General features: G+C 39.7%; 12 protein-coding genes, 4 tRNA genes and 2 other RNA genes. 4 read left to right on the top strand and 14 right to left on the bottom strand.

All coding sequences use genetic code 11. The annotated features are described in order from the left end of the window. Positions 1-541: 541 nt before the first annotated feature. The 4 genes from AAHB12_RS26315 to AAHB12_RS26300 form a co-directional block, all read right to left on the bottom strand. Positions 542-1,585 (bottom strand): site-2 protease family protein, encoded by a 1,044-nt coding sequence (locus AAHB12_RS26315; RefSeq protein ID WP_342048150.1) that lies wholly within the window; start codon positions 1,583-1,585, stop codon positions 542-544. 295 nt (positions 1,586-1,880) lie between these two features. Then, complete coding sequence (gene thiH, locus AAHB12_RS26310) at positions 1,881-2,984, bottom strand: 2-iminoacetate synthase ThiH (RefSeq protein ID WP_342048149.1); 1,104 nt, start codon at positions 2,982-2,984, stop codon at positions 1,881-1,883. Positions 2,985-3,612: 628 nt separating this feature from the next. Further along, positions 3,613-3,813: a cold-shock protein gene (locus AAHB12_RS26305; RefSeq protein WP_129731314.1), complete on the bottom strand. Its 201-nt coding sequence runs from the start codon at positions 3,811-3,813 to the stop codon at positions 3,613-3,615. Positions 3,814-4,093: 280 nt separating this feature from the next. Next, the gene (locus AAHB12_RS26300; RefSeq protein WP_129731312.1) at positions 4,094-4,705 is read right to left on the bottom strand and encodes a hypothetical protein; all 612 of its coding nucleotides are present in this window, start codon (positions 4,703-4,705) and stop codon (positions 4,094-4,096) included. Between the two features lie 320 nt (positions 4,706-5,025). Here AAHB12_RS26300 and AAHB12_RS26295 point away from each other — a divergent pair, with 320 nt between their 5' ends. Beyond that, on the top strand, positions 5,026-5,832 hold the full coding sequence (locus AAHB12_RS26295; RefSeq protein ID WP_342048145.1) for a TatD family hydrolase: 807 nt from the start codon (positions 5,026-5,028) through the stop codon (positions 5,830-5,832). Between the two features lie 247 nt (positions 5,833-6,079). Next, positions 6,080-7,273 carry an MFS transporter gene (locus AAHB12_RS26290; protein ID WP_342048144.1) on the top strand — a complete coding sequence of 398 codons (1,194 nt, stop codon included), beginning with the start codon at positions 6,080-6,082 and terminating at the stop codon, positions 7,271-7,273. 827 nt (positions 7,274-8,100) lie between these two features. Here the strand turns inward: AAHB12_RS26290 and AAHB12_RS26285 are convergent. Continuing rightward, positions 8,101-8,961: a metallophosphoesterase gene (locus AAHB12_RS26285; protein ID WP_342048143.1), complete on the bottom strand. Its 861-nt coding sequence runs from the start codon at positions 8,959-8,961 to the stop codon at positions 8,101-8,103. 273 nt (positions 8,962-9,234) lie between these two features. Here AAHB12_RS26285 and AAHB12_RS26280 point away from each other — a divergent pair, with 273 nt between their 5' ends. After that, a complete protein-coding gene (locus AAHB12_RS26280; protein ID WP_342048141.1) occupies positions 9,235-9,813 on the top strand; it encodes a class I SAM-dependent methyltransferase in 579 nt (192 codons plus the stop codon). Positions 9,814-10,185: 372 nt separating this feature from the next. Here AAHB12_RS26280 and AAHB12_RS26275 read toward each other — a convergent pair. The 9 genes from AAHB12_RS26275 to AAHB12_RS26235 all read right to left on the bottom strand — a co-directional run bounded on the left by AAHB12_RS26275 (position 10,186) and on the right by AAHB12_RS26235 (position 12,997). Continuing rightward, positions 10,186-10,256, bottom strand: a tRNA-Cys gene (locus tag AAHB12_RS26275). A gap of 31 nt (positions 10,257-10,287) precedes the next feature. After that, positions 10,288-10,360, bottom strand: a tRNA-His gene (locus AAHB12_RS26270). A gap of 33 nt (positions 10,361-10,393) precedes the next feature. Further along, positions 10,394-10,477: transfer RNA gene (locus AAHB12_RS26265), tRNA-Leu, on the bottom strand. Between the two features lie 63 nt (positions 10,478-10,540). Continuing rightward, a tRNA-Tyr gene (locus AAHB12_RS26260) sits at positions 10,541-10,625 on the bottom strand. Between the two features lie 24 nt (positions 10,626-10,649). Further along, positions 10,650-10,915, bottom strand: an RNA gene (ffs, locus tag AAHB12_RS26255) — signal recognition particle sRNA large type. A gap of 37 nt (positions 10,916-10,952) precedes the next feature. Further along, positions 10,953-11,130: non-coding RNA, 6S RNA (gene ssrS / locus AAHB12_RS26250), on the bottom strand. Positions 11,131-11,446: 316 nt separating this feature from the next. After that, the gene (locus AAHB12_RS26245; RefSeq protein ID WP_342048140.1) at positions 11,447-11,980 is read right to left on the bottom strand and encodes a DUF1697 domain-containing protein; all 534 of its coding nucleotides are present in this window, start codon (positions 11,978-11,980) and stop codon (positions 11,447-11,449) included. Positions 11,981-12,085: 105 nt separating this feature from the next. Continuing rightward, the gene (locus AAHB12_RS26240; RefSeq protein WP_342048139.1) at positions 12,086-12,496 is read right to left on the bottom strand and encodes a VOC family protein; all 411 of its coding nucleotides are present in this window, start codon (positions 12,494-12,496) and stop codon (positions 12,086-12,088) included. A gap of 45 nt (positions 12,497-12,541) precedes the next feature. Then, on the bottom strand, positions 12,542-12,997 hold the full coding sequence (locus AAHB12_RS26235) for an SRPBCC family protein (protein ID WP_129731298.1): 456 nt from the start codon (positions 12,995-12,997) through the stop codon (positions 12,542-12,544). Positions 12,998-13,153: 156 nt separating this feature from the next. Between AAHB12_RS26235 and AAHB12_RS26230 the strand changes: the two genes are divergently transcribed. After that, positions 13,154-13,888 (top strand): polysaccharide deacetylase family protein, encoded by a 735-nt coding sequence (locus AAHB12_RS26230; protein ID WP_129731297.1) that lies wholly within the window; start codon positions 13,154-13,156, stop codon positions 13,886-13,888. Positions 13,889-14,006 lie beyond the last annotated feature (118 nt).

Below are 14,006 nucleotides of genomic sequence, written 5' to 3'. Positions count from 1 at the left end.
ATATACCAAACATGTTCTACTTTGTAAACATGTTTTTTTATTTTTTGTTATCGCTGTGCGTATCACCTATCAGCGACGAAAAATAATATATCATATCTTCTTTATACTTTGCAACAATTATTATCAAAAAAATTTCCTGAGCAAGAATAATACTTGTTCTTAAAGCCATTCCTACGAATAACTACCTGTCGTATATTTTAGAAATAAAACATATTGCAGAAACCTGTACATAAGAAAAGCGGAGGTTCAGCCCTACGCTGCCATTTTGAGCCTTGGGAGCTAGACATCATCCCAAAAAGTTATACTTTCTTATCTTGTAAAGAAAACTCGTCGATTAGCAAGCCCTGCCTTTGGGCGAAGACAGAGGCGTAGTTCTATCTATACTGTATTTCTAAAATTTCCGACTACGTCGAATGGACTTCCAGCCGGAAATTTATACCTTCCTACAGTGCAACGAAAAAAACACCCCAGCTTTTTCGCAGCAAAATTCTGCTGCTAATGCAAAGAGGTGCTCTTCATCTAGAACATGTATAGTTCCTGTTTATAGATCCATTTGATGTGCTTCCATTAAAATCCGTCCCCACTCCGCCATGCCGCCAAGTGCTGCCGCAAGCAAGACATAAGCGATTACCACCTTCCACTTTGTTGCAGGCGATGCTTCATAGTAACGGACAATCGGTTCCATCTCATCCCGCCAGCGCTGAATTTCTTTTCCTGCCTCCAGCTCATCCAGCGTTCGTGCCCAGCCTTCTTCTGTTGTGTGCAGCTCGGTGTAATATTGCATATGAGACAGCACCTCACGCTCCCAAGTTTCTGTCTTTGATAAGGAAGAGCTATGTTCCAATTCATTCAATCGATGCACAAGTGCTGCATACCCGCCCTGCATCTCCAATTTCGCTCGCCAGGTATCATATATGTGGATTCTTGTGCTTAGCTCTTTCATACGGCGTTCCTGCTTAAAGCGACCCCAGATTGTAAAAATGCCGAACAGAATAATAATCCAAACTAACACACCTCCAAAAGAAACCGCTGCGAAAATGAGACCTGCTAATCCAATGAGCCAAACACGCGGACTTACAACTGCAAGAATGCGCCCGCCATCAAGCGGTGAAATAGGCATAAGATTAAACAAATTAATCAAACCGCCTATTGTGATTACAAGTGCCCAAAATGGATTTTCCGTCAATAGATACAGCGCGCCGGCAATTAAAACCGAAAATAAACCAAACAACGGACCCATATATCCGATAAAGCTCTCCGTTTTCGCGTCCTTCGGCTGCTCCTTGAGCCCAACAATAGCCCCCATAAACGGAATAAATAAAGCTGGACTTGTCGGAATCCCTTTCATTCTTGCGGCCACGCCATGCCCACCTTCATGGATAGCAAGCAATGCAACAAGCGCTACCGCAAACTTCCACCCATAAACAATTGCGTAAGCCCCAATGCTAAGGAACATACTAAACAGTGTAGAAAATTTAAATATTTTTAGTAAAACAAGAACGTATTTCAACTTTCCTAGTGCCAACGCGCCAATCCCTAGCAGCGTACCGATGAATTTTGACGAATTTCCCTTTTGTTTTGCCATACCATTCACCAACTCCCCTACTATATGTACAATCTATCTATATCGTATCTGGATTTATCACTTCATTCAAGCTACACCTTGTGTATTTCCTATATTCCTAAATACACTTTCTACAATGAAGGGGTTTCCTGTAAAGATGCATAAAACAAAAACGGATCAAATGATTTTTGTGTTCCTGAACTTCATTTTTGTATTGGCAACATTCTTGCTTTTGTATTACCGCTTTGCATAAGAATTGCACAAAATATCCCACGCTCTTTCATACGAGCGCGGGATATTTTATTCTTCTTTGCTTTTATAAAGCCGTTGCTTCTCTACAGATTGGTACATACCCATACTTCTTCAGCATCGTGACCACTTCATCCACACTTCGCTCATCAGAAATTTCAAATTGACTATGACTCTCCTGCTTGTTAGCATAACCGCCAACAGCTGTTGAGGAAGCCGCAGACATTTTTGTAATACCGAAATGAATCAATTTCTCCCGAAAAGCAGGTCTCTCCCTTGTCGAAAGCGTCATCCCTGCTTTTGGCAAGAATAAGCGTGTCGCAAGTATAATTTGCACTAAATTCTGATCCGTGACATCCATTGCAGGCTGGAACTCCCCAAGATGCGGGCGCATTCGCGGAAACGCAATCCCGATTTCAGTTTTAGAATACATTTGCTGTAGGTACTGAGCATGAAGGCCCGTAAAAAATGCCTCCTTCCGCCAATCATCCAGTCCTAAAAGCGCACCAATATAAACCGTTCTCATTCCCGCACAGCATCCTCTCTCCGGTGTATCCAAGCGGTAGGCATAATTGCGTTTTGGTCCTTTGACATGAAGCTGCTTATAGATTTCTTCATTGTAGGTCTCCTGATGAACCGTCAATCCGTCTACCCCGAATTCTACGAGATCTTGATACTCTTCCGTCTTTAAAGGCTGAACCTCAATTGCAATAGTGGAAAAATATTTCTTCAGGACACTGACACATTCCTTTAAATACGGGATAGAGACATGCTGACGTGATTCTCCCGTTACGAGAAGCAGATTTTGAATACCCATCTTAGCAATTGCCTTGCCCTCTTCCTCTATTTCTAATAATGTCAGCCTTCTACGCGGAAAATCATGATTCACGCTAAAGCCACAATATTCACAGCGGTTTACGCAGTAATCAGAAATATACAAAGGAGCAAATAACTGCATGACATGTCCAAAATACTTTCTTGTTACTTGCTGCGCCTTCTGTGACATCTCTTCTACAAAAGCCTCTGCGGCAGGAGACAATAATGTTAAAAAATCAAACTCATTTAACGTTGGTTTATGTATGGCATGCTGTACATCCTCATGACTAATGGTTGAAAAAAGAGTTTCAAAAGAAGTATGTTTGACTTCACTGTATTTTTCATAAAAGCTCACTGTTTCTCCCCCTAAACATACAAAAGATTCCCTACACTGCTCCTAAGCAATCCGGCAAAAAGCTGGGTAACTCCTCTCAGTCGTACCTATAGTCAGGCATTGCTAACGTTACTATAGCAAAGAGATTGGAGGGTGGATGTGATATGAGTCACGAAAACAGGGAAAAATCAAGAATTGTCAGAGAACTGTTGGGAATTATTTCAGGAACCTGCAACTACATATCTATGAAAATAAAAAACGCTTCTTTCTTACTGGGGAAAGGAAAAACAACCTGCTCGTACCTTTTCATCTGTATTTGTATCTCGCAGTTTTAAACGAAACAGTATAGTGACAGCTGAAACAACAGGTATGCCCCCTCCAAAATTAACCTATACTAGAAATAAACCATTTTGCTTTCTAGCATAGCTAAACCCTGCTCTGTTTTTGAGCAGGGTTTTTATGTACATTCATTACAAAGAAAACTCGTCCATTGGCGAGCCGTTGGCGAAGACAGAGGCGTAGTTGCACTGATACTTTACTCCTAAAAATTCTCACTACGTCGAATGGTCTCCTGGCTAGAAATTTATGCCCTTAAAGTGTAAATAAAAAACAGACCCGGTTAATACGGATCTGTTTATGGCTTCATTCATTATGCTTTACGTACGTTTGTCGCTTGCGGACCACGTTGGCCATTTTCAATTTCAAAAGTAACCTCTTGGCCTTCGTCTAATGACTTGTAGCCTTCGCCTTGAATAGCAGAGAAATGAACAAATACATCCTCTCCGCCTTCACGCTCGATAAATCCAAAGCCTTTTTCACTGTTAAACCATTTTACTTTACCATGTTCCATTTTGTTGCCTCCCAGCATGTACCAAATACATAAAATTGCAATGTAACCTTGCATGTTTATTATGTACCTACAGACAATTTTTTAAACCTATGCGGCTATATTTTTTATTAATTCTAAGTCTTTTCCACCTCATACATAATCCCTTCACTAAAAAGAAATAATGAGGAGGAGGCTTCTATGTTCTCTGTACATTTCCTGTCCGTTTCTTTCGTATATGCTCAAGCTGTTTCCTGCAACATTATACATACTAAAGCGCAAGAAACAATGAGACTATATTCCCTTACTGATGGCGATTATAATCAATAACCTTATTCGTCATGTAAATACGATTTAATTCTTCATACCGTTTCGCGCGATGAAGCAGCGTCTCGTTCATATCCTTCAGCTCAAAATACAAGCGACATGTATCCCCGACAAATGCCAGTATCACCGTATCATCTCCTTCAAGCACAAGCTGTTCAAACAAACCAATATAATGGAGAGCCCTATCACCAAGTTCAATTGCCGCCTTTTCTAAATCCATTGTCTGCTTGACGCAGCGCAGAAGCGTCACATCCGCCTTTTGGATAAGCAGCGACCTTGCCTGATTGACAAGCGGATAGAAGGTCGATGTAAAATTCGGGGTTTGTTCCACTAAATCCTGCATGTAGGCCATAAACGGATACATCTCACTTTCGCCCGTACAGAAACGCCTTGCATCCTCAAGAACATTTGTAATAGCTAGCAGAACCTCATAATTTTTGGATAAAGCATGAATTAAGTCATTAATATAAGATGCACGCATCTGAACGAGCTCCTCCAGCTCCTCTCCCTGCCGAATCGCTGGTTCTTCCTCTCGCTTACGGCGCTTTTCATCAAATTCCATCCAAATATTCAAAAAATCCTTCTCCATTATTCTCCCTCCGTTCACACGTAAAACCATAATTAATGTATCTGTATGTTGGAGCAAGGGAGAACATTCAAAATAACTGCTTAGAAATCCGCCGTACTGTGCACATATATATAGACGATAAAGACAGCTCGCTGATTGGCGAGGATAGAGACGTAGTTGCACTTACACTTTAGTCCTGAAATTTTCTGCTACGTCGAATTCGCTTCTAGCTGGAAGTTTATACTTGCTTACAGGGTAAACAAAGAGCAAAGTCCTCAAATGACGAAGACTTCGCTCTTTGTTATTATATGTATACATTAAAAAATACTGGAGGCTCACCTATGTTTGATGCCCATATCCATCTAAACCAATACAAAGACATCGACCGCCAGATAGAACAGTGGCAGCAAGCTGGCATTGAAGGAGTAGCGGCCGTATCGACCGACTTACGATCCAGCTATGAAACCCTTTCACTTAAGCAGCGATATCCTGACTTTATTTTTGCAGCAATTGGGTTTCATCCAGAGCAGCCGCTCCCCTCTTCCCGCGATATCACTGAATGGGAGCATTTACTGCGCCGGGAACGCCATCTTATTTCAGCGATTGGAGAGGTAGGACTGCCATATTATACACTTCACGAACAGCAGCATGATTCTCTGGAACATTATATTGCATTTCTTGATGAAATGATGTGCATCTCCAAAAGGGAAAGCCTTCCGATTATACTGCATGCCGTCCATTCTCATACGCCAATTGCCTATGACTTATTAACTCGGCACCATATTCTAAAGGCGCATTTCCATTGGCTCAAAGCAGCTCCGTCTGTTGTGAAACAAATTACAGACAGCGGGTATTATATTTCCGTTACACCAGAGGCCTGTTATCGGGAGCGTGATCAGGATCTCATTCGCCACGTTCCGCTAAAGCAGTTATTAACAGAAACAGATGGTCCATGGCCATTTTCCGGACCCTTTCAAAACAAAGCTACTTCTCCCATTTTTATCGAGGATGTTATAAAAAAAATAGCGGAAATAAAAGGAAAAGATATTATGGCTGTTCAAAAGCAATGTAAACAAAACATGCTAGCCTTGTTTGAGCCTTCTGCACTTAACGCTGCCGGAAGCGAGGAGAATGAACGAACAATTTAGAAAATGCATGCCGTATAGACAAGTTCTGTATGGCTATTTTTTGTGTAATACCTTTATAGAATGGCAGCTGGCACACAAGGTATGATTTGAATAGAAATGTATATCTTAAGGAAGCCTCTTTTATACAAAGGCAGAAATTATATATTTCATAAAGTTAAGCATTTAAAAGGAATCTTCTCAATTCCTTTGTTATAATGAACAACAGATTTATTGCCTTTTAGATATGGAAAAGAATGGAGATGTGAAAATGGAATCACGGAATCAAAAGATCTTGCTTGGCTTATCCATTGCTGCCTTTTTAGGCCCATTCACGCAAACAATTTATACACCAAGCTTGCCGGAAGTCGGTCATTTTTATGCGGCGAACCAATTTATGGTCAATCTTACAATTTCCCTCTATACGTTTATTCTGGCCGCTAATCAATTTTTTGTCGGGCCTCTAACAGATACACGCGGACGAAAAGCCACGCTGCTGCCCGGTCTGCTTATTTTTATGACCGGCTCACTTATTTGCTTTCTGTCATCGAACTACTACTTATTCCTCTTCGGAAGAGCTATACAGGCGTTCGGCATCACAACTGGCTCAGTCGTAGCGGCAGCTGTCATCGGCGATATCTATACACCCAATGAACGCGGTAAAGCGATGAGCATCTATCAAACGATGGTCTTCCTAGGTCCAGTGCTTGGTCCCGTCATCGGCAGCTTTATTTCCGCCTATGCAGATTGGCATACAGCCTTTGCCCTTTTAGCAGCAGCTGCCTTATTTGCTTATTTATACAACCGTTCTATATTGCCTGAAACATTGCCGCCGGATGCAGTGAGCAAAAAAATTACAGTACAAACCTTTTTTAATATTATCTCAAATAGAGCCGCTTCTGCAGTCATGCTGCTTGCCTTTGTGCAATTTTACGGCTATTACATTTTTCTCGTATTCTTACCTACTCTATTAGATGAATTATTTCACGTTTCACTCGCAGTAAAAGGTCTCTTCTTTATGCCGCTTACCGCGGGTATTGTACTTGGCACAATGCTTGGCGGACGCCTGCAGACACGTTTGACGCACGCGTCTATTTTGGTTCTCTCTTCTTATGGAATCGGACTTGTCGTTGCCCTCTTCTGGGGATTCCTGCATTGGAAGCTTCTGACGATCCCTGCACTTATCATATTCTTGCTCGGCTACGGCATTTTGCTCGGCACAAGCTTGCCATCACAATCGACTTCGCTTGTAAATTTGTTCCTAAATGAAAAAGGAACAGCAATGGGCGTCTATAACTTTGTCCGCTTCACCGGCGCCGCCATCGGTCCGCTCTTCGGTACAACCTTGTACCACCTTGGCGGAGACGATGCATTATATATTACACTATTTGCGTTCCTGCTCGGATCTGCTTTTGTGATTCAGCGTACCATGCGGCAAACAATCGCATTGCAAAAGGGAGCTTAGGCAAGAATCTGGCTTTCGGTAAAGCTAATTATTTCGTCCGTTACACAAGGAGTTTTTTATCTTTTGCACCGGAACTAGACTATACTCAAAAATGAATTTAAAAAATGAGAGGGCTGTCCCAAGGATTGTAATATGCAACCTTGAAACAGCCCTCTGCTTATATAATTTATCCGATAAAAACTTCGATAGAAAACAGTATCTCAGTTACTAAACCATCATTTACAAGCGGGGAAGCTACCATACTACAAGAGGCAGCTATTGTGCCATTACTCACAAAGACAGCAGACAAAATTGTTCAATTTGAGCTATTCCTACTATCAAATCAAACATTTCCTTTTCGCTTCTCATTGCTATTCACCTCGGAAAATGTAAATATGTTTATCTGTTTGTTGCTGTCTGTATCAATATGATTCATTCTGTATAAACAGTGGTATTCCTTTGTCATTTCAGAAAATTAACAAATAATAAAAAAACGTTTCTTACAATATGTAAGAAACGTTAATTTTCTCGCATTAGCAAGCGATGCCATAATACCGCCGGTTGGGGTCGAACCGCACACACAATTTTGAGTCATACGCATCTGCCAATTTCGCTACAGCAGTACTATTGATGGGATTCGCCCCCACGACCGACAGTTAACAGCTAATAGCTCTACCACTGAGCTACTGCGGAATATGATTAGTTTTTAAAAAAACAAGGTGACTGTTGAACAAGTCTAACAAGTTCCAGCAGAGTCATAAAAAAACGTATATTAATAGGGATTGGCTGTTTAAGACGGATTTTCAACAACGTTTTTGATATTAATCAAATGATTATAGAATTTGACGTTAAACAGCCGTCTGAATTTCTTCCTCGCAAACTTTGTTTAAAGAAAGCTGATGAATTGTTATTTCCGGTCGACTACCAACTCTGATATTTATCGATGTTTGTCCCAATCCTTCACTTATATAAAAAGGTTTATCCTCAAAGTAATGCAGCCCTTTAATCATATTCATCTTCATCATAGTCCTTCCCAGCTTTATTAGATGATACGGCTTAGGCCAGTGTATTTGTCCGCCATGAAAATGACCTGAAAGCAGATAATCGAAGTGCCACCCCTTCATGTTGAGAACAATATTAGGATCATGAGTTAAAACTAAACGGTATCCTTCCTTTAAACCTGAGTATGATGTTTGCAGGTTGCTTCTTTTTGAATGTAAATCGTCTATACCAATAATATGAATAAGCTTTCCTTCGACAACAATTGAATCATTTTCATTTTGAAGAGTTTTACACCCATATTGTTCCAATGTATTTCTTAATACTTCAAAATCCTTTTGTTTTAATCTGTAATCATGGTTTCCAAATACAGCATAAATGCCATAACACGGATTTAACCTTTTAAAAACTTTTAAATAAGGAATCAGCTTTGGAATACTGCGTTTTTTATCAAGAAAATCCCCCGTTAAAGCAATTATATCAATTTTCTCTCCTGCTAGCTTGTTGTAAAGATGTTCAGGAGAAATAGAAATATTTTCTAAATGCATATCTGAGATCTGTAAAACATTTAAATGAGATCCTTGAAGCTGATTAGAATTTATATTAGATAAATTGACTCTATTTAAAGCAACTCTATGAGTATTTTTGTATGCTCTATAGAAAAGGAGCACAGTACCTAAAAACAAAAGAATCAAAATAAATAATTTCATTGTTCCCCTCCTCACATCGTATTATTATATAAAACCTGAGAAGAAATTATTAGCGGGAATTAATGGAGGAAAAGAAAAAAGGTAACTATTATACAAATTTACTGAAAATGACAAAAAGGGGCATTGTTTACTTCATCTAGGTTAATTACTACCATAATTTAATTAACTTTGATGTAAATTCAAAAGCATAAAAAGGCTGCTTCTTTCTTAACCTAAAACTGTTCTTCCAAGAGAAAGGAAATCATTAATTTAATAAGGAGCAGGTGCGTTACATTGCAATTATCACCAAGAATTTATCACTTATTGGTTCGACCTAAATGGCTTACAAAGTTATATATTCAAAATCATATTAAGCAACATTTTAATTTATCGGATAAAAAAGTGTTGGATTTTGGAGCAGGTACCGGGGCAAATTGCACCCTATGCACACCTGATCATTATTTTGGTATTGATTCGGATTCATACAGGGTTGAACTTGCGAAACGTTTGTATAACCAGTACCGATTTGAAACTTTAACAGGAAGTGAACTTCCTTCAGAAAACAATAGTTTTGATTTTATTTTGATCATTGCTGTACTGCACCATATCCCTCCAGAAATGGTTCGTGGTTATGTAAAAGAGTTTAAACGGGTCTTAAAACCAGATGGTAAAATAGTTATTATGGAACCTTGTTTGTTCGAAAAGTCTTCAATCAGTAATTGGTTCATGAGGTCGAATGACAAAGGTGAATACATTTTGAGAGAAGAAGAGTATCTAAATTACTTTACGATGGAAAATTTCCAATGCCAGGTTCTAAAAAGATTTAAAAAATGTTTCTTTTATAATGAACTGTATTTTTCAGCTTCCTTGTGATTACTTAGAATAAAGTTATTAGACTTTTGATTTGGACATTTATAAAGGCATGTTCCGCATTGTAACATCAGGATTATTAAGGAAAAATCTCTAAACAAGGAGTGCCTAGTCTTTTGATTGTCTAATCCCCAGTTTCTTTATTATGTACATAATAACGCTTTTTTATAGTGTTTTAAGATCTTCTCAAATTTTAAGTATCGGTTCCTGTGAATGATTTCCCCTTTAGCCTTCAAAAAATAAAGAAAACTCGCCGATTGGCGAGCCGTTAAGCAAGGACATAGACGTAGTTGCACTTATACTGTATTCTTAAAATTTCCGACTGCGTCAAATTGGCTTCTGGCTGGAAACTTATACTTTCCTACAGTGCAAAAAAGGCAGCAACCGGATTTGAACCGGTGATAAAGGTTTTGCAGACCTCTGCCTTACCACTTGGCTATGCCGCCATTATATGCAAGTAATGTTATCATAAGCAAGGGCGATTGATGGGAATCGAACCCACGAGTGTCGGAGCCACAATCCGATGCGTTAACCACTTCGCCACAACCGCCATAAACATAACGTTTCAGGTTTCCATTATAAATGGTGCGGGTGAAGGGACTCGAACCCCCACGCCAAAGGCGCCAGATCCTAAGTCTGGTGCGTCTGCCAATTCCGCCACACCCGCAGCAAATGCAAATTTCACAATTACCTACATGCTTCATGCACTTCATCAGCACATAATATACTATGGTGGAGGGGGACGGATTCGAACCGCCGAACCCTGAGGGAGCGGATTTACAGTCCGCCGCGTTTAGCCACTTCGCTACCCCTCCATACAAGATAAAAATAAATAAACACCGTGAACCCTTCATTGATATGACGACATAAGCGGTACTCATACAGCCAGCTCGTTCGTAGCTACCCTGCGACACACAGAAGCTTCCACTTATGGCTGCTCCGTTCCCGGCCTGACCAAGTTCATGGATTTCTGTTGCGAGGACTCCGAAGGTCATCACCGCTTATATAAGGCAAGCCTTACATCCATCATACCGCTGAAGGGGATTCAGCCTCGCTAGAGCGGATTGCGAGCTACAGGGCACCGCTGCCTCCCCACCTATCACGGTATGTATATTTTACTTCATTGCTATGTCGTTTAAAAACATATTCCCGCATATGCCGTTTTCCACTTTGCTTTGGAACCCGCTCTCGCAGGTGGGTTTCCGCAGATTGATTTCCTGCGATCCTGACAAGCAGGCATGACATCCATCAACAGTGTAGGAATCCCGTTTTAATCGTACGGTTCAAAACAAAATGGTATCACAAACATGGCAGGATTATATATGCGAACAAAAGAACTTGAATCACAACTTTGTGATTTACAAGGCATTTCGTTTACTGCTAAGTCAGTATACAACAAATATCTATTTTTTTAAATATCACATTATAATGTATTTGTTACCAACTTTACCAGCATACCTAAAACAGCCATCATTCTCAATGATCTTTCTCATTCCAATTATCAAACGTGGTATGTGAGTTGTTATACGAAACAAAAAAGACAGCACACAGAACCGTCATATACTTGCTTCCAAATACACCATATGTCATCTACCTATCTCAGTAGGTTTTCAAATGTTCCTCGAAGGCTTAATAATCAATTTCTGATCATGTTTAGAATTTTATTTACTGTTTTCCAGTTACGAGTTGTAGCCAACACATCCAATTTACTTTCCAGAAAATGATTAGAAAATTTCGTTTTCCCGTAGCCTTTACCACACAGCAAAAAAACTTCACGATGGGTAACACAAAAATCATCAACATCATTTTTGTACGACATGAGTCTATCTGCCGCTTCAACAGTTGGTTCCCTATATAAAAACGTCACGTACTGTTTTTCAACATCCTCGCTTGCACTAAAAGGATTCTGCTTGATAATCTCTTCCAGTTCATCAGCTGTTCGAATGATGGAAGTGACTTTGTAGCCAAGAACATTCTCCAATTCGGTTTCAATTTTATAAAGAATATCAGCGCTCTCCTCTGTTGAATCAAAAATGACATTTCCACTTTGAATATACGTTTTCACATTTTGAAAGTAGAGAGACTTAAATATATCTTTCAGTTTCTCCATCTTAATTATTTTCTTTCCTCCGACATTAATTCCGCGTAAAAAGGCAATGTAAATTGTCATGGTTAACCTCTCTTTGCTAAAAAATACTGCTCAAAACTTCCCAATCAGAAAGAACTCATGTATAGAAAAAGCGACGCTGTACGCCGCTTTTCCTTTCATATATGCTTACGCTTTTGTATAATTGAGATCCCAAATCACATCAAAGCGGTCTTTAACTTTAGCATATTTTGCTCCCCAGAACGTATCCTGCAGCTCCATTAAAACAGAACCGCTCTGACTAAAGGCGTCATATATCTTTTGAATTTCTTCTTCACTTTCCAATTCAAGCGCCAATGAAATACGATTTCCTGTTTCAATTGACTGACCTAAAAATGCATCGGACATCATAATGAATAGATCGTCCTTTTTGAACTGCGCATGCATGATTCTGTCATCAGCTTCCGGAGGAGTTGGAAAATCCGCTTCACCAAAGGTTTGGATACTTAGGACTTCTCCCCCGAACACCTCTTTATAATACTCCAGTGCTTCCCTAGCATTGCCATCGAATGTAAGATATGGGGTTGCTTGATGTTTCATCTGTAACACTCCTTTAATTTCTTTATTTTTTAACAAATGTATTATTCAACTGTTATATTCGGACTCAGCAACAGACTTCACCCGGTTGATAAAAGAAACTACCACTTCATTTGTTGCAAATTGTAAAAAACGTTCCGCATTCTCGTTCAAGGCTTGGTTTGTAGCTATATATCTAAACAATGTATGGTCTTCATCAATTTTTTCCAATTCATATGTAGCTGTAATATTAAACATATTGGCAAGCACAAACCCAACTTTTAACGTCTTATGGGTGGATGTATTCACATATTCAAGCGTCTCCACCTCGTACTCCTGTATTTCTTCGCCTTCCTTATATTTCTGAAGGTACACATTTCCTACCACCGCTGCTGTTTCTTTCACCGGAGTATTCTCTATCACCTGAGGCATAATCTTTTGCATCTGCTCTAACGAACCATCTAAATACGAAAATACATGTTCAATTGACGCATTGATTGGTATTTCTTCTGTCCAGCTTTTCATCCCATTCTCCCTTCATTTGTGATTATCACCATTATACGAACTTATGTTCTATATGTCAACATAAGGAAACACATGCTATACAATTAATTTTTCGATTTTGCTCACCCGATTGTATCCGGCGCAATTATGGCAAACTAAAGCAAAAGGAGGGATTTGATGAAAAAATATATAGCTGTCTTACTATTATTCACATGTATCTTCGGACTCAGCTCCCAAGCCGCTGCCCAAAAATCTGTTCCAATTCTTATGTACCATTCTATTGATGAATTTAAAGGCAGCGGCATCAGAGATTTATACGTCTCACCTAAAAGCTTTGAGCAGCAAATGCGGTATTTAAAGGACAACGGCTATACGCTTCTTACCTTTGAACGGTGGGATGAGGTAAACAAGGTGGAAAAACCCATTTTCGTTACATTTGATGACGGGTACAAAAACTTATGGAATGCATTCTCTGTCTTTCAAAAACTAAAAGATGGTACTTTTCAGCCCGCAGGAACGATTTTTGCCATTTCTGACTTTATTACCAAGCCAAAACGGCTGTCCGGACCAGAGCTTTTAGAAATGTCAAACTCCAAACTGTTTTCCATTCAATCACATACTGCTACACATCCGGACTTACGAAATACGCCAAACTCCGAATACGAGCTGAAGGGATCGAAGGAAAAGCTCGAATCAATCACTGGAAAACCTGTGATTGCCCTCGCTTATCCGTTTGGCTTTTTCGATGACAGGGTCATAGCTGAAACGAAGAACTATTACAAATTTGCCGTTACGGTAAAGCCGGGTATGTTCAAAGAAACAGGACAGCCTAATGAACTTTACCGCATGCCCCGTATTTTTGTTACATATGATATGACACTTAAGCAGTTTGCGGAGGCGCTTCATAAATAGCAAGAAAATTCGCTGCGCTAGTAAAGGCTGCAACGGTGATTTGGCATAGAAAAAATAATAATTTGCATACCATACGCAAAAAGGTTCAAAAGCTAAAAGCTTTTGAACCTGAGATTGT

This window comes from Bacillus sp. OTU530 (assembly GCF_038440375.1).
The sequence above is the reverse complement of the archived record's forward strand: the minus strand, read 5'-3'. Positions and strand labels throughout refer to the sequence as shown.